General features: G+C 57.0%; 19 protein-coding genes. 4 read left to right on the plus strand and 15 right to left on the minus strand.

The genetic code is table 11. From position 1 onward, the window contains the following. The 15 genes from atpA to rpmH form a co-directional block, all read right to left on the minus strand. On the minus strand, window positions 1-1,545 hold the full coding sequence (gene atpA / locus HU773_RS00900; RefSeq protein ID WP_029290137.1) for a F0F1 ATP synthase subunit alpha: 1,545 nt from the start codon (window positions 1,543-1,545) through the stop codon (window positions 1-3). A 21-nt stretch (window positions 1,546-1,566) separates the two neighbouring features. Beyond that, window positions 1,567-2,103: a F0F1 ATP synthase subunit delta gene (locus tag HU773_RS00905; RefSeq protein ID WP_057439298.1), complete on the minus strand. Its 537-nt coding sequence runs from the start codon at window positions 2,101-2,103 to the stop codon at window positions 1,567-1,569. Window positions 2,104-2,115: 12 nt separating this feature from the next. Next, on the minus strand, window positions 2,116-2,586 hold the full coding sequence (locus tag HU773_RS00910) for a F0F1 ATP synthase subunit B (RefSeq protein WP_008439543.1): 471 nt from the start codon (window positions 2,584-2,586) through the stop codon (window positions 2,116-2,118). Between the two features lie 56 nt (window positions 2,587-2,642). Next, a complete protein-coding gene (atpE, locus tag HU773_RS00915; protein WP_002555987.1) occupies window positions 2,643-2,900 on the minus strand; it encodes a F0F1 ATP synthase subunit C in 258 nt (85 codons plus the stop codon). 133 nt (window positions 2,901-3,033) lie between these two features. Further along, the gene (gene atpB / locus HU773_RS00920; RefSeq protein ID WP_049710820.1) at window positions 3,034-3,903 is read right to left on the minus strand and encodes a F0F1 ATP synthase subunit A; all 870 of its coding nucleotides are present in this window, start codon (window positions 3,901-3,903) and stop codon (window positions 3,034-3,036) included. Between the two features lie 16 nt (window positions 3,904-3,919). Beyond that, complete coding sequence (locus HU773_RS00925; RefSeq protein ID WP_010565865.1) at window positions 3,920-4,327, minus strand: F0F1 ATP synthase subunit I; 408 nt, start codon at window positions 4,325-4,327, stop codon at window positions 3,920-3,922. Window positions 4,328-4,475: 148 nt separating this feature from the next. Then, on the minus strand, window positions 4,476-5,348 hold the full coding sequence (locus HU773_RS00930) for a ParB/RepB/Spo0J family partition protein (RefSeq protein WP_057439295.1): 873 nt from the start codon (window positions 5,346-5,348) through the stop codon (window positions 4,476-4,478). Between the two features lie 9 nt (window positions 5,349-5,357). After that, the gene (locus HU773_RS00935; RefSeq protein ID WP_005792605.1) at window positions 5,358-6,155 is read right to left on the minus strand and encodes a ParA family protein; all 798 of its coding nucleotides are present in this window, start codon (window positions 6,153-6,155) and stop codon (window positions 5,358-5,360) included. 18 nt (window positions 6,156-6,173) lie between these two features. After that, window positions 6,174-6,818, minus strand: a complete 645-nt coding sequence (gene rsmG, locus HU773_RS00940; RefSeq protein WP_057439294.1) for a 16S rRNA (guanine(527)-N(7))-methyltransferase RsmG — start codon at window positions 6,816-6,818, stop codon at window positions 6,174-6,176. Then, window positions 6,815-8,707 (minus strand): tRNA uridine-5-carboxymethylaminomethyl(34) synthesis enzyme MnmG, encoded by a 1,893-nt coding sequence (gene mnmG / locus HU773_RS00945; RefSeq protein WP_115129449.1) that lies wholly within the window; start codon window positions 8,705-8,707, stop codon window positions 6,815-6,817. The genes rsmG and mnmG overlap by 4 nt, the downstream gene beginning before the upstream one ends. A 552-nt stretch (window positions 8,708-9,259) precedes the next feature. Beyond that, window positions 9,260-10,630 (minus strand): tRNA uridine-5-carboxymethylaminomethyl(34) synthesis GTPase MnmE, encoded by a 1,371-nt coding sequence (gene mnmE, locus HU773_RS00950; RefSeq protein WP_057439293.1) that lies wholly within the window; start codon window positions 10,628-10,630, stop codon window positions 9,260-9,262. A 79-nt stretch (window positions 10,631-10,709) separates the two neighbouring features. Beyond that, window positions 10,710-12,392: a membrane protein insertase YidC gene (gene yidC / locus HU773_RS00955; RefSeq protein WP_057439292.1), complete on the minus strand. Its 1,683-nt coding sequence runs from the start codon at window positions 12,390-12,392 to the stop codon at window positions 10,710-10,712. Window positions 12,393-12,394: 2 nt separating this feature from the next. Next, on the minus strand, window positions 12,395-12,640 hold the full coding sequence (yidD, locus tag HU773_RS00960; RefSeq protein WP_010465488.1) for a membrane protein insertion efficiency factor YidD: 246 nt from the start codon (window positions 12,638-12,640) through the stop codon (window positions 12,395-12,397). Continuing rightward, window positions 12,633-13,037: a ribonuclease P protein component gene (rnpA, locus tag HU773_RS00965; RefSeq protein ID WP_029290189.1), complete on the minus strand. Its 405-nt coding sequence runs from the start codon at window positions 13,035-13,037 to the stop codon at window positions 12,633-12,635. Before rnpA ends, yidD begins: the two co-directional genes overlap by 8 nt. A 16-nt stretch (window positions 13,038-13,053) precedes the next feature. Next, window positions 13,054-13,188 (minus strand): 50S ribosomal protein L34, encoded by a 135-nt coding sequence (gene rpmH / locus HU773_RS00970; protein ID WP_003213577.1) that lies wholly within the window; start codon window positions 13,186-13,188, stop codon window positions 13,054-13,056. Between the two features lie 585 nt (window positions 13,189-13,773). Between rpmH and dnaA the strand changes: the two genes are divergently transcribed. From dnaA to gyrB, 4 genes are read left to right on the plus strand one after another with little or no spacing between them, the layout of a single operon-like run. Further along, window positions 13,774-15,294, plus strand: a complete 1,521-nt coding sequence (gene dnaA, locus HU773_RS00975) for a chromosomal replication initiator protein DnaA (RefSeq protein ID WP_057957870.1) — start codon at window positions 13,774-13,776, stop codon at window positions 15,292-15,294. Between the two features lie 39 nt (window positions 15,295-15,333). Continuing rightward, on the plus strand, window positions 15,334-16,437 hold the full coding sequence (gene dnaN / locus HU773_RS00980) for a DNA polymerase III subunit beta (protein WP_057439291.1): 1,104 nt from the start codon (window positions 15,334-15,336) through the stop codon (window positions 16,435-16,437). A 20-nt stretch (window positions 16,438-16,457) separates the two neighbouring features. Beyond that, on the plus strand, window positions 16,458-17,561 hold the full coding sequence (gene recF / locus HU773_RS00985) for a DNA replication/repair protein RecF (RefSeq protein ID WP_029290195.1): 1,104 nt from the start codon (window positions 16,458-16,460) through the stop codon (window positions 17,559-17,561). Window positions 17,562-17,565: 4 nt separating this feature from the next. Beyond that, window positions 17,566-19,983 (plus strand): DNA topoisomerase (ATP-hydrolyzing) subunit B, encoded by a 2,418-nt coding sequence (gene gyrB / locus HU773_RS00990; RefSeq protein WP_128593098.1) that lies wholly within the window; start codon window positions 17,566-17,568, stop codon window positions 19,981-19,983. Window positions 19,984-20,038: the final 55 nt, after the last annotated feature.

The following is a 20,038-nucleotide window of genomic DNA, read 5'->3' on the forward strand; positions in this document are numbered from 1 at the left end:
TTACCAGGTTTGGGTGGCCTTGAACTTCTCGATACCGGCTTTCAGGCCAGCGTCGATTTCGTCATTGAAGTCACCCTTCACGTTGATCTTGGCCATCAAATCGGCATGATCTCGGTTGAAGTAAGCAATCAGCGCTTGTTCAAAGCTGCCGACCTTGGCGATTTCGACGTCAGTCAGGAACCCACGCTCAGCGGCATACAGCGACAGCGACATGTCAGCGATCGACATTGGCGCGTATTGCTTCTGCTTCATCAGCTCGGTAACGCGCTGACCATGCTCAAGTTGCTTACGGGTCGCTTCGTCCAGGTCAGAAGCGAACTGGGCGAATGCCGCCAGTTCACGGTACTGAGCCAGAGCGGTACGGATACCACCGGAGAGCTTCTTGATGATCTTGGTCTGAGCGGCACCACCCACACGGGATACCGAAACACCGGCGTTCACAGCAGGACGAATCCCGGAGTTGAACATGGCCGATTCCAGGAAGATCTGACCGTCGGTGATGGAAATCACGTTGGTCGGAACGAACGCGGAAACGTCGCCAGCCTGGGTTTCGATGATCGGCAGTGCGGTCAGGGAACCGGTTTTGCCGGTCACTGCGCCGTTGGTGAACTTCTCTACGTACTCTTCGGAAACGCGGGATGCGCGCTCCAGCAGACGGGAGTGGAGATAGAACACGTCGCCTGGGTAGGCTTCACGGCCTGGTGGACGGCGCAGCAGCAGGGAAATCTGGCGGTAAGCCACTGCTTGCTTGGACAGATCGTCATAAACGATCAGCGCGTCTTCACCGCGGTCGCGGAAGAATTCACCCATGGTGCAACCGGAGTACGGTGCCAGGAATTGCAGCGCAGGAGATTCCGAAGCACTGGCAGCCACGATGATTGTGTTGGCCAGGGCGCCGTTTTCTTCCAGCTTGCGAACCACGTTGGCGATGGTCGATTGTTTCTGACCGATCGCTACGTAGACGCAGAAAATGCCGCTGTCTTTCTGGTTGATGATCGCGTCGATCGCCAGAGCGGTCTTACCGATCTGACGGTCACCGATGATCAGCTCACGCTGGCCACGGCCGACTGGGATCATGGCATCGACAGCCTTGTAGCCAGTCTGTACAGGCTGGTCTACCGACTTACGCCAGATCACGCCTGGAGCAACTTTCTCGACCGCGTCGGTCTCGGTGTTGCCCAGTGGACCTTTACCGTCAACAGGGTTACCCAGTGCGTCGACAACGCGACCCAGCAGTTCCTTACCAACCGGAACTTCCAGGATGCGGCCTGTGCACTTGGCGCTCATGCCTTCGGCCAGACTGGTGTACGCGCCCAATACAACGGCACCTACGGAGTCTTGCTCCAGGTTGAGGGCCATACCGTAGACGCCGCCCGGAAACTCGATCATCTCGCCGTACATTACGTCGGCCAGACCGTGAATCCGCACGATGCCGTCAGATACGCTGACGACAGTGCCTTCGTTACGGGCTTGGGAGGTCACATCGAGCTTGTCGATGCGGCCCTTGATAATTTCACTTATTTCGGAAGGATTGAGTTGCTGCATTGCTCTGCTGCCCCTTCAAACTCAAGATTTCAATGCTTCGGCAAGATTCGCGAGTTTGCCGCGAATCGAGCCATCGATAACCAGGTCGCCGGCGCGGATGACAACACCCCCAATAAGGGATGGGTCTTCCGCAACTTGCAGGCGCACTTCCCGGTCGAGTCGTGCACTGAGAACCTTGGCGAGTTTGTCTTGCTGTTCTTGGTTCAATGCAAAAGCACTGGTCACTTCAACGTCTACCGACTTCTCTTGCTCGGCCTTGTACAGGTCGAACAGAGCGGCAATCTCCGGCAAAAGCGGGAGACGGTCGTTTTCGGCAACGACGTGGATGAAGTTCTGCACTTTCACATCAAACTTGTCGCCGCACACGTCAATAAACGTGGCGGCCTTGTCTGCGCTCGTCAGTCGCGGGGCCTTGAGCACGCGCTGCATGGTGTCGTCTTGCGACACTGCTGCAGCCAGGCCGAGCATGGCTGACCAAGAGGCCAGCTGCTGGTGGGCCTGGGCGTGCTCGAAGGCTGCCTTAGCGTAAGGTCGGGCCAACGTGGTCAATTCTGCCATGATCGCCCTCGCTTAAATTTCAGCAGCCAGTTTGTTTACCAGCTCCGCGTGCGCGTTTTGATCGATTGTGGCACCCAGGATCTTCTCAGCACCGCCGACGGCCAGAGCACCCAGTTGGGCACGCAGCGCATCTTTGACACCGTTCAATTCCTGTTCGATCTCGGCCTGAGCCTGAACCTTCACACGGTCAGCGTCGATACGGGCTTTTTCAACAGCCTCTTCAACAATCTGGTTACCGCGTTTCTTGGCTTGCTCAATGATTTCAGCTGCCTGAGCCTTCGCTTCGCGCAGTTGCTGACCCGCTTTATCTTGGGCCAACTCCAGGTCGCGAGCTGCTCGTGCGGCAGCGTCCAGTCCATCCGCGATCTTCTTCTGACGTTCGTGCAAAGCCGCGATGACCGGAGGCCATACGAACTTCATGCAGAAAACAACAAAAATCAAGAACGCTAAGGACTGACCAATAATGGTTGCATTAATGTTCACGCCAATACCTCGCTCGTTCGTTGCACAACACACCAATCACTCGAAAAAACGAGTGATTAACCGGCGAGTTGACCAACGAAGGGGTTCGCGAAGGTGAAGAACAGAGCGATACCAACACCGATCATGGTCACGGCGTCGAGCAGGCCGGCAACGATGAACATTTTAACCTGCAGCATTGGAACCATTTCTGGCTGACGCGCGGCGCCTTCCAGGAACTTGCCGCCCAACAGGCCGAAACCAATGGCAGTACCCAGGGCGCCCAGGCCGATCAACAGTGCAACAGCGATAGCGGTTAGACCAACTACAGTTTCCATCTTTCCTCCCGACTTTTACGTCGTATGGTTTAGGTTTTTTAGATTTTAAAGCGGTAAAACAAATCGTTTCATAGCCCTGGTGGGCCACCTTCCCGTTTCACCGGGAAGGACATCAGACTAGTCGAGACTGGTCTTAATGGTTCTCTTCGTGCGCCATCGACAGGTAGACGATGGTCAGCATCATGAAGATAAACGCCTGCAGGGTGATGATCAGGATGTGGAACACAGCCCACGCCCACTGCAGAACAATGCCCAGGCCGCTAAGCCAGAGCAGGCCGCTGCCGAACATCACAGCGATCAGGATGAACACCAGCTCGCCGGCATACATGTTGCCGAACAGTCGCAGAGCCAGGGAAATCGGCTTGGCGATCAGGGTGACAAATTCCAGCAGGAAGTTCACCGGGATCAGCAGGGCTTGAACGAAGATGTTCTTGCTGCCGAACGGGTGCAGGGTCAGTTCGCCGATGAAGCCGCCGATGCCCTTGATCTTGATGCTGTAGAAAATGATCAACGCGAATACCGACAGGGCCATGCCCAGGGTAGCGTTAGGGTCAGTGGTCGATACCGCGCGGAATGGGATGTGCGGGTCGCCGGAGATCAGGATGGCCAACTGAGGAATCCAGTCGACCGGGATCAGGTCGACGGCGTTCATCAGGAACACCCAGACGAAGATGGTCAGTGCCAGCGGTGCAATCACCGGGCTACGGCCATGGAAGCTGTCTTTCACGCTGCCATCGACGAATTCGACCAATACTTCAACGAAGTTCTGCAAAGCACCTGGCTGACCGGAAGTCGCCTTCTTTGCCGCCATGCGGAAAATCAGGACGAAGATCAGACCCAATGCGACCGACCAGCCCAGAGTATCCAGGTGGAAAGCCCAGAAGCCCATTTCTTTGGCCTCTGCTGCGGAGTGGGCAAAGCCCCAGCCGCCGTTGGGAAGCTGACCGAAGGTCAGGTTCTGCAAGTGGTGCTGGATATAGCCCGAAGCGGTTGTTTCTGCCATGGTTGCCTCAAACGCCCTAAGGTTTCGAAAGTCTTGTTTTCATCAGCAGGGGAGCGAACCAGCTGACCAGTTGGGTCAACACGAAGACGCCGAATACAGCTAGCGGCGCCAATGGCTTCACACCTGCAAAGGTCAGTGCAAACAGCACTGCCGTCAAAATCAGTTTCCCTGCCTCGCCGGCATAAAAGGACCGGACGATAGCCTGGGCTGCCCGGGCGCCGGAAAACCGAAAGGCCCTGTGAGCAAAATACATATTGGGCAGCAAGGCTATCAGGCCTCCGCAGAGTCCTGAATATCCGGCTACGACCCCATGCCAGTACCAAAGCGCCAATGCGGCGATCAGCAAAATGACAAATTGGGCCAATAAAACCGGAAAAACGGCCAAGCGATGGAACGGCAACGTGTTTGGCGTGCGGGTTTCCATCACTCTTGCTCCTCAATGGTCGGCTGCCGGAAATCAATAACTTGGCATAATTTGTGCCGACAAAATGCGCGCAGAGTATAGGGGCGGTTCTGCCCCTATTCAACTGCCAGGTAGTGATTTCCGACTGCGCGCTACATAAGCAAATGTTTCAGCGGATGTGGGAAAGAACGCCCTGAAGCTCATCAAGGGAGTTATATCCGATAACCAATTGCCCTTTACCCTTCTTGCCGTGGCGAATTTGCACCGCAGAGCCCAGCCGCTCGGCCAGGCGCTGCTCCAGGCGCGCGATATCCGGATCAGTTTTGGTGGGTTCGACCGGTGCAGGTTTACCACTGAGCCACTGCCGAACCAGAGCCTCGGTCTGACGAACGGTGAGACCTCGTGCGACAACGTGTCGCGCCCCTTCAACCTGTTGATTTTCCGGCAACCCGAGCAAAGCACGGGCATGACCCATTTCCAGGTCACCATGGGACAGCATGGTCTTGATCACTTCCGGAAGCGCGATCAGGCGCAGCAGGTTGGAAACCGTGACACGGGATTTACCCACCGCGTCGGCCACTTCCTGCTGGGTCAGCTTGAATTCCTGCTGCAAACGCTGCAGGGCAATGGCTTCCTCGATCGGATTGAGGTCCTCACGCTGGATATTCTCGATCAGTGCCATGGCGATGGCCGTTTCATCCGGCACATCGCGCACCATCGCCGGGATGGTTTCCTGGCCGGCCTGCTGGCTGGCGCGCCAGCGGCGTTCACCGGCGATGATTTCAAACCGACCGCCGCCAATGGGGCGTACGACAATCGGCTGCATCACGCCCTGGGCCTTGATCGAGTTCGCCAACTCCTCCAGCGCCTGCGGGTCCATGTCCCGGCGCGGCTGGTACTTGCCACGCTGGATCAGGTCCAGGGGCAGGTGCTGCAGCTCACGGGAGTCGGCCTGCACCGCCTGCTCTTCCAGCGAAGTGACAGTCGGACCACTCAGCAGTGCATCCAGTCCACGTCCGAGACCTCGTTTCTTGACGGCCATGGGGATTCCTTAAGTTGGCTGGGCTGCAGCGGTGCGTGAGTTGCGACGTTGGCGACGAACCATCTCGCCGGCCAGCGCCAGGTAGGCAATGGCACCACGCGATGACTTGTCGTACGCCAGCGCGGGCATGCCATAGCTTGGCGCTTCGGCCAGGCGGATGTTACGCGGGATCACTGTGTCGTAAAGCTGGTCGCCAAAGTGTTCCTTGAGCTGCGCCGACACATCGTTCATCAGGCTCAGGCGCGGGTCATACATGGTCCGCAGCAGGCCTTCGACCTTCAGGTTCGGGTTGAGCAACTCAGCGATACGCTTGATGTTATCCACAAGGTCGCTCAAGCCTTCGAGGGCGAAGTACTCGCACTGCATGGGGATGATCACCCCATCGGCGGCAACCAGTGCGTTGAGCGTCAGCATCGACAGCGACGGCGGGCAGTCGATCAAAATGTAATCGTAATTCTCGCGGATCGGCGCCAGGGCGCTGCGCAGACGGCTTTCTTTCATCTGCATTTCCAGCAGCACCACTTCCGCCGCGGTCAAATCGCGGTTGGCCGGCAGCAACTGATAACCGCCGTGCTCGGAATAGTGCATGGCCTGGGCCAGGTCGCACTCGCCTATCAGCAAGTCGTAGACCGAGTTTTCCAGGCCGTGTTTATCCACACCGCTACCCATGGTGGCGTTGCCCTGTGGATCGAGGTCGATCAACAGCACCCGACGCTTGGTAGCGACCAGGGATGCTGCGAGGTTGATGCAGGTGGTGGTTTTACCCACGCCACCTTTCTGGTTCGCTATCGCGAATACCTTAGCCATTCTTGCTTGTGTTCCCAATCATGCCGTGCGGCGCAGTATCAGCAGATGGCGTTGGCCTTGGCAACCGGGTACGGCCAAGGCGTGTTCGCTATCGAGGTGGAAGTCTGCCGGCAATGCTAACAGCTCGTCGCTTGGATGAACGCCCTTCATTGCCAGCCAACGGGTGTTCAGGTCGCCCAGGTGGCGGGTCCAGTTGCTGAAGTTCTCCATGCTGCTGAAGGCCCTGGAAACAATTCCGTTGAAGGGCAGTTCAGGCGTGAAGGCTTCGACCCGGCTGTGGATAACTTGCAGGTTGTCCAGCTTGAGTTCGAGTTTGACCTGGGTCAGGAAACGGGTTTTCTTGCCGTTGCTGTCCAGGCAGGTCACTTGCGACTCGGGAAACAGGATCGCCAACGGGATGCCTGGCATACCGCCACCACTGCCAACGTCCAGCCAGCGACCGTTCTCGATAAATGGCATCACGCTCAAGCTGTCGAGCAGATGCCGCGAAACCATTTCATCGGGATCGCGCACCGCAGTGAGGTTGTAAGCCTTGTTCCACTTGATCAACAGGGCCAGGTAGCCCAACAGCAATTCGTGCTGGGTTTCGGTCAAGTGCACACCCAACTGGCGTGCACCTGTGGATAACTCTTCGGCGTGTTGCGAGGTGACCAACGAACTCAAGCGCTTTGCTCCAACTGACGGCCCGCGCCGCGTTTTTTCAAATGAATCATCAACAGCGAAATGGCTGCCGGGGTGACTCCCGGGATACGGGAGGCCTGGCCCAGGGTTTCGGGGCGAGTTATCCCCAGCTTGCTTTGAATCTCTTTCGACAGCCCGGAAATACCGGTGTAGTCGATATCCACAGGCAGCTTGGTGTCTTCACTGGCGCGCAGCCGAGCGATCTCGTCCTGCTGGCGGTCAATGTAACCGGCATATTTGGTCTTGATTTCGACCTGCTCGGCCACCTGTGGATCTTCTGCGCCGCCGCCCGTTACTTCGACCAGGCCAGCGTAGTCGATTTCCGGACGGGACAGCAGGTTCAGCAGGTTGTACTCGTGGGTCAGTGGCGTGCCGAATTTTTCGGCAATGGCATCGCCCTGCTCCGTGCCCGGGCGGACCCAGGTACTTTTCAGGCGCTGCTCTTCCAGTTCGATGCTTTCGCGTTTTTTGCAGAACGCTTCCCAGCGCGCGTCATCGACCAGGCCCAGCTCACGACCTTTTTCGGTCAGGCGCAGGTCGGCGTTGTCTTCGCGCAGGATCAGGCGATATTCGGCCCGGGAGGTGAACATCCGGTACGGTTCCTGAGTACCCAGGGTAATCAGGTCGTCGACCAACACCCCGATGTACGCTTCATCGCGACGCGGGCACCAGCTGTCTTTGCCCTGGGCGCGCAATGCGGCGTTGGTCCCGGCCAGCAAACCCTGGGCGCCGGCTTCTTCGTAACCGGTGGTGCCGTTGATTTGCCCGGCGAAGAACAGGCCGCCGATCACCTTGGTTTCCAGGCTGTATTTCAAGTCCCGTGGATCAAAGTAGTCGTACTCGATGGCGTAGCCCGGACGCACGATATGAGCGTTTTCCATGCCGCGAATCGACTGCACGATCTGAATTTGCACGTCGAACGGCAGGGAAGTGGAAATCCCGTTCGGGTACAGCTCGTGGGTCGTCAAACCTTCCGGCTCGATGAAGACCTGGTGGCTTTCCTTGTCGGCAAAGCGGTGGATCTTGTCTTCGATCGACGGGCAGTAACGCGGGCCGATACCTTCGATCACCCCGGAATACATCGGCGAACGATCGAGGTTGGCGGCGATGATTTCGTGGGTACGCGCATTGGTGTGGGTAATCCAGCAGCTCACCTGTTTGGGGTGCTGCTCCTTGGAACCCATGAACGACATTACCGGGATAGGCGTATCCCCGGCCTGTTCGGTCATCACCGAGAAATCCACAGAACGCCCGTCGATACGCGGCGGGGTCCCGGTTTTCAGGCGACCGACACGCAGTGGCAGTTCGCGAAGGCGATGAGCGAGGGCAATCGACGGCGGATCACCGGCGCGACCACCGGAATAGTTCTGCATTCCGATGTGGATAAGTCCACCGAGGAAGGTCCCCGTGGTCAGCACCACGGATTCTGCGAAGAAACGCAGACCCATCTGGGTGACAACACCGCGCACCTGGTCCTGCTCGACGATCAGATCATCCGCTGCCTGTTGAAATATCCACAGGTTGGGTTGGTTTTCCAGGGTTTCGCGTACCGCCGCCTTGTACAAAATGCGGTCGGCTTGTGCCCGAGTAGCACGCACGGCCGGGCCTTTGCGGCTGTTGAGCACGCGAAATTGAATACCACCTTTATCGGTAGCCATGGCCATCACACCGCCAAGGGCGTCGATTTCCTTGACCAGGTGGCTCTTGCCGATCCCACCAATGGCGGGGTTGCAACTCATGGCACCGAGGGTTTCCACGTTGTGCGTCAGCAATAGGGTTTTGACCCCCATGCGGGCTGACGCCAGTGCTGCCTCGGTACCGGCATGACCGCCGCCGATGACGATCACTTCAAAACGGGAAGGGAAATCCACCACGCACCTCGTGCCTGCTTATGTAGGTAATTAGGAATTGATTGGTTGAGCTGGTTTTAGAGCTTTGGCGGCAAGTATAGGGACTTAGCCCTTCCTAAAGAACCCTTTGCACAAAATTTAACCAGCTGTGGATGAATCACAGATAATAGAAATTAAAAGAGAGAAATTTATTAAATCTTTGTTTTTATGTTTATTTCTACTGAGCCTACTTTCTGTGGATAGATTGCTACAGCCCTTTATTTACGATGTGTACAGAGATTCAAAAGTCTGTGGTTAGGTGTCAAGGAGGCCCTTGGATAAGTGCTTTAAGCCTGTGGATTAAACAGGTGGTTATCCACAGAGGGGTTTTTACTCAGGTTTCGAGCCCTGTTATCAACTGGGCACAGGGGCGGTTATTCACAGGGCTTAATCCACAGAAAAGCCTCAGCCGCGGTAAATTTCGCCCACGGCAAGGCCACCTCGGGGCGAGGTTATTGTCAGAAAATACGCGGGAGTGTCCTGAAACGGACAAAACAGACAGGCACGAATGGCCTGTCTGTGAACAACGAAGGGCTATTTACCGATGCAGAAACTGGAAAAGATCCTGCCGAGCAGGTCATCGGAACTGAATGCCCCGGTAATCTCCCCCAGAAGCTGCTGTGCCTGACGCAAATCCTCGGCCAGAAGCTCTCCTGCCCCTGCCAGGGTCAACTGCGCACGGCCGTGCTCAAGGGCGGCACTGGCATGGCGCAGGGCTTCCAGATGCCTGCGGCGAGCACTGAAGCTGCTTTCCGAGGTCTGTTCGTAGCCCATGCAGGCCTTGAGGTGATCGCGCAGCAGCTCCAGGCCATCACCGGCAGACTTGGCGCTGAGGCTGATGGTGACATGGCCATCTTCGCTGACCTCCAGGGCAATCGCCTCACCCGTGAGGTCCGCCTTGTTGCGAATCAGCGTGACTTTGGCCGGATCAGGCCGCTGTTCAAGGAATTCTGGCCACAGGGCAAAAGGATCGACGGCCTCCGGCGCGGTGGCATCCACCACCAGCAGCACCCGATCCGCTTCACCGATAGCCTTGAGCGCCCGTTCCACACCGATTTTTTCCACCTGGTCATCGGTATCACGCAAACCGGCGGTATCGACCACGTGCAGTGGCATACCATCAATGTGGATATGTTCGCGAAGGATATCCCGGGTAGTACCTGCAATCTCGGTAACAATCGCCGCCTCACGCCCTGCCAGGGCATTGAGCAGGCTGGACTTGCCAGCGTTGGGCCGGCCGGCAATCACCACGGTCATGCCGTCGCGCAGCAGTGCGCCCTGCCCGGCCTCCTTCAAAACTGTGGATAACTCGTCCCGCACTTTGTCCAGCATGGCCAGGACATGGCCATCGGCAAGAAAATCGATTTCTTCTTCCGGAAAATCAATCGCCGCCTCGACATAGATGCGCAAACTGATCAATTGCTCGGTGAGGTTATGCACACGCAGGGAAAACGCCCCCTGCAATGAGCGCAGGGCATTGCGCGCAGCCTGTGCAGAACTGGCCTCGATCAAATCGGCAATCGCCTCAGCCTGGGCCAGGTCGAGCTTGTCATTGAGAAACGCGCGCTCGCTGAATTCACCAGGCCGTGCAAGACGGCAGCCCAACTGCAGGCAACGCTGTAGCAGCATGTCGAGGACGATAGGCCCGCCATGTCCCTGCAGTTCCAGCACATCTTCACCGGTGAACGAGTTTGGGCCCGGGAAATACAGGGCCAGGCCCTCATCCAGTACCTCAAGATCCTCGCCGAAGAAAGGCCCGTAATGCGCATACCGGGGTTTGAGCTCACGGCCACTGATCGCTTTAGCGGCAATGCCGGCAAGCGGCCCGGAAATTCGAACGATACCGACACCGCCCCGGCCCTGAGCGGTGGCGACGGCAGCGATGGTTTCACGAGGAGCGCTCATCAGCGGTTTCCCAGACAAAAGTGACAGAATGCAAAACGCCCCACGAGGGGGCGTCTTGAGTGGTTATCCACAGAGTAAGTTACGCCTCGGCTTTTTTGGCAGCCGCTTCGATCTTACGTGTGATGTACCACTGTTGAGAGATCGACAACACGTTGTTGACCACCCAGTACAGAACCAGACCAGCCGGGAACCACAGGAAGAAGAAGGTGAAGATGATTGGCATCATTTTCATCACCTTGGCCTGCATCGGATCCGGAGGTGTTGGGTTCAGACGCTGCTGGATGAACATGGTCGCGCCCATGATGATCGGCAGGATAAAGAACGGGTCTTTGATCGACAAGTCAGTTATCCACAGCATGAACGGCGCCTGGCGCATTTCCACGCTTTCCAGGAGTACCCAGTACAGCGACAGGAACACCGGCATCTGCACCAGAATCGGCAAGCATCCACCCAGCGGGTTGATCTTCTCTTTCTTGTACAGCTCCATCATGGCTTGCGACATTTTCTGCCGGTCATCGCCATGTTGCTCTTTCAACGCAGCCAGTTTCGGTGCAACGGCGCGCATACGGGCCATCGATTTGTAGCTGGCGGCCGACAGCGGGAAGAAAATCCCCTTGATCAGCATGGTCAGGAAGATGATCGACCAGCCCCAGTTACCGACGATGCTGTGGATATGTTGCAGCAACCAGAAGATTGGCTGGGCAATGAACCACAGGATGCCGTAATCCACAGTCAGTTCCAGACCTGGGGATAACTCCTTGAGGACGGCCTGGCTTTTCGGGCCGGCATACAAGGTGGCGCTGGTTTCAGCCTTGGCACCTGGCGCAACGGTCAACGCCGGGCCAGTGAAACCAATGATGTAGTTACCCTGGTTGTCCTTGCGGGTCTGGACCAGGTTGGCTTCGCCCCTGTTCGGGATCCACGCGGTTACAAAGTAGTGTTGCAGCCAGGCTACCCAACCACCTTGTACTGTTTCTTTCAGCGCGCCCTTGTCGATGTCTTTCATCGACACTTTTTTGTACGGCTCGTTACTTGTCCACAGGGCGGCGCCCAGGTAAGTCGCGGTGCCGGTGGCTGTGCTGGAAGACGGATCGGAGCTGCCATCACGCTTGAGCTGGGCAAACAGGTTGCCTGTCCAGGCCTTTTCGCTGGTGTTGTCGATCAGGTAAGTGACTTTCAGATCGTACAAACCGCGCGTGAAGCTGAAGCGCTTGATGTAATTGACGCCGTCGTGACTGAATTTCAGGTCGACGTTCAACTGGTTTTGGCCATCAGCCAGTTGATAAGTCTTCTGTTCGGTCGAATAAACCGGACGACCGGTAGCACGAGCATCAGGACCATCAGTGCCAGTCAGGCCGCTTTGTGCCAGATAAACACGCTCGCCACCATTGTCGAACAACTGGAAAGGAACATCCGGATGGTCTTGGCGACGTGGGTACAGTGGCAATTTCAGCTGGGCGATATCGCCACCCTGTGGATCGATCGCCAGGTCCAGTACATCCGTTTTGACGTGGATGAGGTCTTTATTGGTGATGACCGCGTTATCTACAGGGGTGCTGGTATCGGCATTCGCGCTGGGTACATCGGCACTGGCGGAAGCATTGTTACCCAACGGTGCATCTGCAATAGCAGGAGCAGACTGATTGGTAGCAACATTCTGAGTCGGCAGGGCAGCCTGGCCATAGTCCTGGTTCCATTTCAGAACCATAACGTAGGACACGATTGCCAGGGCGACGATCAGGATCGTGCGTTTAATATCCATGATTACTCGGCCATCGAAGAAGAACGGGAGGTAGGGATAGGCGGAACCGGGTCATAACCACCGGGATTCCACGGATGACAGCGACCTAAACGACGAAAGGTCAGCCAGCCACCGCGCAGAAGGCCATGATTTTCTATGGCTTCATACGCGTAGCAGGAACAACTGGGGTAGAAACGACAGTGGCTGGCCATCAGCGGACTAATGGCATAGCGGTAAAACTGGATCGGAACGAGGGCCAGTTTACGCATCAGTGCTGTCTACCCCTACAGTTTCGGGGCTGACTGCTGGAGTCGGCTTGCTGGTGCGAGCCAAACGTTTCCAGAGCTTGCCGAAATGCTGAATCAATTCGGGGTTTTCTACGTCCCCCAAGCCTTTGCGCGCGACGATAACAATATCCCAACCAACCAGAGTGTCCTGGTGGAGGCGAAACGATTCGCGCATCAGACGCTTGAGGCGATTGCGCTCAACGGAGAGCTTTACGCTCTTCTTGCCGATCACCAACCCGAGACGGGGGTGATCCAGATCGTTGTTACGCGCAAGGAGCAGGAGATTTTTCCCCGGAACCTTGCCGGTGGGGGAGTCAAAGACTGCCTTGAAGTGCCGGGGGGTTAGCAGACGCTTTTCCCGACTGAAGTCCTGACTCACCACCAGTACCGGATTATCAAACTGCCAGACGCGCACGACCTTTGGCGCGGCGACGCGACAGGACAGCACGGCCGTTCTTGGTAGCCATGCGAGCACGGAAACCGTGGGTACGGGCGCGTTTGATGGTGCTTGGTTGGAAAGTACGTTTCATGGCGTGTTACCTGGTTCGTCCACAACGGGCCGGAATGGCCCCCGTTTTAAGAGACCGGGGATTCTAGAGAAAGCAAGCCTCTAGGTCAATTTCCAACCAGCTATTCCTTCAATTAGATATCTGAGGGCATCAAGACCGATTCCGGGCGGTTCGACTTTGACGAGCAATGCCATAGATATAAAAATAAAGAAGGAAGTTATTTAAAGCTTTTCTGTAAAGCTTATAAAAGCTAGGGACGCGATCTTCTGTGGATAACTGCCTTGAGGCCATATTCCACGTGCTGTACAGAGAATGACAACACGGGGGAGAAACGGTGCTCTGCCTGTGCTGCGCTGTCGGATAAGCTGTGTGTGGAATGGGTAGTTATCCACAGGCCAGTTACCCACAGACTTTCGCCCCCACTTGTACAACGAGCTTAGGGGCGCTTATCCACAGAGCTTATGCACAGACCATTTGTCGCCTTTTTTACGCTTAAGGCATTGATTCTTGGCGGCCTCTGAGCAAGCTACATGTGGATAAGTGGACCGCTCGCCGCTACAATGGCGGCTGTTTTTGCCTCACCGGCTTTCAACTTAGGGGATATCCGTGTCAGTGGAACTTTGGCAGCAGTGCGTGGAGCTTTTGCGCGATGAGCTGCCTGCCCAGCAATTCAACACCTGGATCCGTCCACTACAGGTCGAAGCCGAAGGCGACGAGTTGCGTGTCTACGCACCCAATCGTTTTGTTCTCGACTGGGTCAACGAGAAGTACCTGAGCCGCGTTCTCGAATTGTTCGACGAACACGGCAACGGCATGGCTCCAGCACTCTCCTTATTAATAGGCAGCAAACGCAGCTCCGCCCCTCGCGCCGCGCCTAATGCGCCGCTGGCCGCCGCTGCATCGCACGCCCAGGCCACTGCGGCGTCGGTTAACCACGCACCCGCCCCCGCTGCGCCCGCCCCGAGCAAATCCGTGGCGCAAAAAAATGCGCCAATGAGTGAAGAGCCGTCCCGCGACAGCTTTGACCCGATGGCGGGAGCCAGCTCGCAGCAGGCGCCGGTACGCGCCGAACAGCGTACGGTCCAGGTCGAAGGCGCGCTCAAGCACACCAGCTACCTGAACCGCACCTTTACCTTTGAAAACTTCGTCGAAGGTAAATCCAACCAGCTGGCCCGCGCTGCGGCCTGGCAGGTGGCCGACAATCCCAAGCACGGTTACAACCCGCTCTTCCTTTATGGCGGCGTTGGCTTGGGTAAGACGCACTTGATGCACGCTGTGGGTAACCACCTATTAAAGAAGAACCCGAATGCCAAGGTCGTGTACCTGCACTCGGAGCGCTTCGTGGCCGACATGGTCAAGGCGTTGCAACTCAATGCAATCAACGAATTCAAACGCTTCTACCGCTCCGTCGATGCACTGCTGATTGATGACATTCAATTCTTCGCGCGCAAGGAACGTTCCCAGGAAGAGTTTTTCCACACGTTCAACGCCCTGCTTGAAGGTGGCCAGCAGGTCATCCTCACCAGTGACCGGTACCCCAAGGAAATCGAAGGTCTGGAAGAGCGCCTCAAATCGCGCTTCGGCTGGGGCCTGACCGTTGCGGTAGAGCCGCCGGAACTGGAAACCCGGGTCGCGATCCTGATGAAGAAGGCCGATCAGGCGAAAGTCGATCTGCCCCACGATGCGGCCTTCTTCATTGCCCAGCGCATTCGCTCCAACGTGCGTGAGCTCGAAGGCGCGCTCAAGCGGGTCATCGCTCACTCGCACTTCATGGGTCGCGACATCACCATCGAGTTGATTCGCGAATCCCTGAAGGACTTGTTGGCGCTGCAAGACAAGCTGGTCAGTGTGGATAACATTCAACGCACGGTGGCCGAGTACTACAAGATCAAGATTTCCGACCTGCTGTCCAAGCGCCGCTCGCGCTCGGTAGCGCGTCCCCGTCAGGTGGCCATGGCGCTCTCCAAGGAGCTGACCAACCACAGCCTGCCGGAAATTGGCGATGTGTTTGGTGGTCGCGACCACACCACGGTCTTGCACGCATGCCGCAAGATCAACGAACTTAAGGAATCCGACGCGGATATTCGCGAGGACTACAAGAACCTGCTGCGTACACTGACAACGTGATGAACACCAGCGCAGCTTATTAAGGCAAGGGACTAGACCATGCATTTCACCATTCAACGCGAAGCCCTGTTGAAACCCCTGCAACTGGTCGCAGGCGTCGTCGAGCGCCGACAGACCTTGCCGGTACTTTCCAACGTATTGTTGGTTGTCGAAGGCCAGCAGCTGTCGTTGACCGGTACCGACCTGGAAGTCGAACTGGTTGGTCGTGTACAGCTGGAAGAACCCGCCGAGCCCGGTGAGATCACCGTGCCTGCGCGCAAGCTGATGGATATCTGCAAAAGCCTGCCCAACGACGCGCTGATCGACATCAAGGTCGATGAGCAGAAGTTGGTGGTCAAGGCCGGCCGCAGTCGTTTCACCCTGTCGACCTTGCCGGCCAATGACTTCCCGACGGTGGAAGAAGGTCCAGGTTCGCTGACCTGCAGCCTGGAGCAAAGCCGCCTGCGCCGTTTGATCGAGCGCACCAGCTTCGCCATGGCCCAGCAGGACGTGCGTTACTACCTCAACGGCATGCTGCTGGAAGTCTCCGAAGGCATCATCCGTGCCGTGGCCACCGACGGTCACCGCCTGGCAATGTGTTCGATGAAGGCCGATATCGGCCAGCCGGACCGCCACCAGGTGATTGTGCCGCGCAAAGGTATCCTCGAACTGGCGCGCCTGCTCACCGAGCCGGACGGTAACGTCAGCATCGTCCTGGGCCAGCACCATATCCGTGCCACCACGGGCGAGTTCACCTTCACCTCCAAACTGGTAGACGGCAAGTTCCCGGACTACGAGCGCGTGTTGCCCAAGGGTGGCGACAAGCTGGTGATCGGTGATCGCCAGGCGCTGCGTGAAGCGTTCAGCCGTACAGCGATTCTTTCCAACGAGAAGTACCGGGGTATTCGCCTGCAATTGGCCAACGGCCAGCTGAAAATCCAGGCCAACAACCCGGAGCAGGAAGAAGCGGAAGAAGAAGTGGGCGTCGACTACAACGGCGGTTCCCTGGAAATCGGCTTCAACGTGAGCTACCTGCTGGACGTGCTGGGTGTGATGACCACCGAGCAGGTGCGTCTGATCCTGTCGGACTCTAACAGCAGCGCCCTGGTGCAAGAATCCGATAACGACGACTCGGCTTACGTTGTTATGCCGATGCGCCTGTAATCATGCTCAGCAGAAGCTAGATGTCCCTCAGTCGCGTCTCGGTCACCGCGGTGCGCAATCTGCACCCGGTGACCTTCTCCCCCTCCCCCCGCATCAATATCCTCCATGGCGCCAACGGCAGTGGCAAAACCAGCGTGCTGGAAGCCATTCACTTGCTGGGGCTGGCTCGTTCCTTTCGCAGCGCCCGCCTGTTACCCGTGATTCAGTACGAACAATTGGCGTGCACCGTGTTTGGCCAGGTTGAACTGGCGCAAGGCGGGCATAGTAGCCTGGGGATATCCCGTGATCGTCAAGGGGAGTTCCAGATCCGTATAGATGGGCAGAATGCGCGCAGTGCCGCACAACTGGCGGAAATCTTGCCCCTGCAATTGATCAACCCTGACAGCTTCCGCTTGCTGGAAGGTGCACCAAAAATCCGCCGGCAGTTCCTCGATTGGGGAGTGTTCCACGTGGAACCGCGGTTCATGGCCACGTGGCAGCGCCTGCAGAAGGCCCTGCGGCAGCGGAACTCATGGCTGCGGCATGGTACACTTGACGCCGCTTCGCAAGCGGCCTGGGACCGTGAACTGTGCCTGGCCAGCGACGAAATAGATGAATACCGCCGCACCTATATCAAAGCCTTGAAACCAGTCTTTGAACAGACCTTGAGTGAGTTGTTGGAACTCGAGGGCCTGACGCTGAGTTACTACCGTGGTTGGGACAAAGAGCGTGACTTGAGTGCAGTACTCGCCACCTCTTTGCAACGGGACCAGCAAATTGGCCACACCCAGGCAGGACCACAACGGGCTGATTTGCGCCTTAGGTTAGGCGCACATAATGCCGCGGATATCTTGTCCCGTGGCCAGCAGAAGTTGGTGGTGTGCGCGCTGCGTATCGCTCAGGGGCACTTGGTTAGCCAGGCCCGGCGCGGTCAGTGTATTTATCTGGTGGATGACTTGCCGTCCGAATTGGATGAGCAACACCGCCGCGCGCTATGCCGCTTGTTGGAAGACTTACGCTGCCAGGTATTTATTACCTGTGTAGACCACGAATTATTGAGGGAAGGCTGGCAGACGGAAACGCCAGTCGCTTTGTTCCACGTGGAACAAGGCCGTATCACCCAGACCCACGACCATCGGGAGTGAAGGCATGAGCGAAGAAAACACGTACGACTCGACCAGCATTAAAGTGCTGAAAGGTTTGGATGCCGTACGCAAACGTCCCGGTATGTACATTGGCGACACCGATGATGGTAGCGGTCTGCACCACATGGTGTTCGAAGTGGTCGACAACTCCATCGACGAAGCGCTCGCCGGTCATTGCGACGACATCAGTATCATCATCCATCCGGATGAATCCATCACCGTACGCGACAACGGTCGCGGCATTCCGGTAGATGTGCATAAAGAAGAAGGCGTATCGGCAGCAGAGGTCATCATGACCGTGCTGCACGCCGGCGGTAAGTTTGACGACAACTCCTATAAAGTCTCCGGCGGTTTGCACGGTGTAGGTGTGTCGGTGGTAAACGCCCTGTCGGAAGAACTGATCCTCACCGTTCGCCGCAGCGGCAAGATCTGGGAACAGACCTACGTGCATGGCGTGCCTCAGGCACCGATGGCAATCGTCGGTGATAGCGAAACCACCGGTACCCAGATTCACTTCAAGCCCTCGGCTGAAACATTCAAAAATATCCACTTCAGCTGGGACATCCTGGCCAAGCGGATTCGTGAACTGTCCTTCCTCAACTCCGGTGTGGGTATCGTCCTCAAGGATGAGCGCAGCGGCAAGGAAGAGCTGTTCAAGTACGAAGGTGGCCTGCGTGCGTTCGTTGAATACCTGAACACCAACAAGACTGCGGTCAACCAGGTGTTCCACTTCAACATCCAGCGTGAAGACGGCATCGGCGTGGAAATCGCCCTGCAGTGGAACGACAGCTTCAACGAGAACCTGTTGTGCTTCACCAACAACATTCCTCAGCGCGATGGCGGTACTCACCTGGTGGGTTTCCGTTCCGCACTGACGCGTAACCTGAACACCTACATCGAAGCTGAAGGCTTGGCGAAGAAGCACAAAGTCGCCACCACCGGTGACGATGCCCGTGAAGGCCTGACCGCGATTATTTCGGTCAAGGTTCCGGATCCGAAGTTCAGCTCCCAGACCAAAGACAAGCTGGTTTCTTCTGAAGTGAAGACCGCCGTCGAACAGGAAATGGGCAAATACTTCTCCGACTTCCTGCTGGAAAACCCCAACGAAGCCAAGCTGGTCGTCGGCAAGATGATCGACGCGGCACGGGCTCGTGAAGCGGCGCGTAAAGCCCGTGAAATGACCCGCCGTAAAGGTGCACTGGATATCGCTGGCCTGCCGGGCAAACTGGCGGACTGCCAGGAGAAGGACCCTGCCCTTTCCGAACTGTACCTGGTGGAAGGTGACTCTGCTGGCGGTTCCGCCAAGCAGGGTCGCAACCGTCGCACCCAGGCCATCCTGCCGTTGAAGGGTAAGATCCTCAACGTTGAGAAAGCCCGTTTCGACAAGATGATTTCCTCTCAGGAAGTCGGCACCTTGATCACCGCCCTGGGCTGTGGCATTGGTCGCGACGAGTACAACATCGACAAGCTGCGCTACCACAACATCATCATCATGACCGATGCTGACGTCGACGGTTCGCACATCCGTACCCTGCTGCTGACCTTCTTCTTCCGTCAGTTGCCGGAGCTGATCGAGCGTGGCTATATCTACATCGCTCAGCCGCCGTTGTACAAAGTGAAAAAGGGCAAGCAAGAGCAATACATCAAAGACGACGACGCCATGGAAGAGTACATGACGCAGTCGGCCCTGGAAGACGCCAGCCTGCACTTGAACGACGAAGCCCCGGGCATCTCCGGTGGGGCGCTGGAGCGCCTGGTAAACGACTTCCGCATGGTGATGAAGACCCTCAAGCGTTTGTCGCGCCTGTACCCTCAGGAGCTGACCGAGCACTTCATCTACCTGCCGGCCGTGAGCCTGGAACAGCTGGGCGATCACGCAGCCATGCAGGATTGGCTGGCCCAGTACGAAGTGCGCCTGCGCACCGTCGAGAAGTCGGGCCTGGTGTACAAAGCCAGCCTGCGTGAAGACCGTGAACGTAATGTCTGGCTGCCAGAGGTCGAACTTATCTCCCACGGCCTGTCGAACTACGTCACCTTCAACCGCGATTTCTTCGGCAGCAATGACTACAAGACTGTGGTTACCCTCGGCGCGCAGTTGAGCACGCTGTTGGACGACGGCGCTTATATTCAGCGTGGCGAACGCAAGAAACAGGTCAAAGAGTTCAAGGAAGCCCTGGACTGGTTGATGGCAGAAAGCACTAAGCGTCACACCATCCAGCGATACAAAGGTCTGGGCGAAATGAACCCGGATCAGCTGTGGGAAACCACCATGGACCCAGCCCAGCGTCGCATGCTGCGTGTGACCATCGAAGACGCCATTGGCGCGGACCAGATCTTCAACACCCTGATGGGTGATGCGGTCGAGCCACGTCGTGACTTCATCGAGAGCAATGCCTTGGCAGTGTCCAACCTGGACTTCTGATAACGCCATTGCGAAACCAAAAAAGGCCAACGTTTAACGTTGGCCTTTTTTATTG

It is taken from the genome of Pseudomonas shahriarae (genome assembly GCF_014268455.2).
Classification (GTDB): domain Bacteria; phylum Pseudomonadota; class Gammaproteobacteria; order Pseudomonadales; family Pseudomonadaceae; genus Aquipseudomonas; species Aquipseudomonas shahriarae.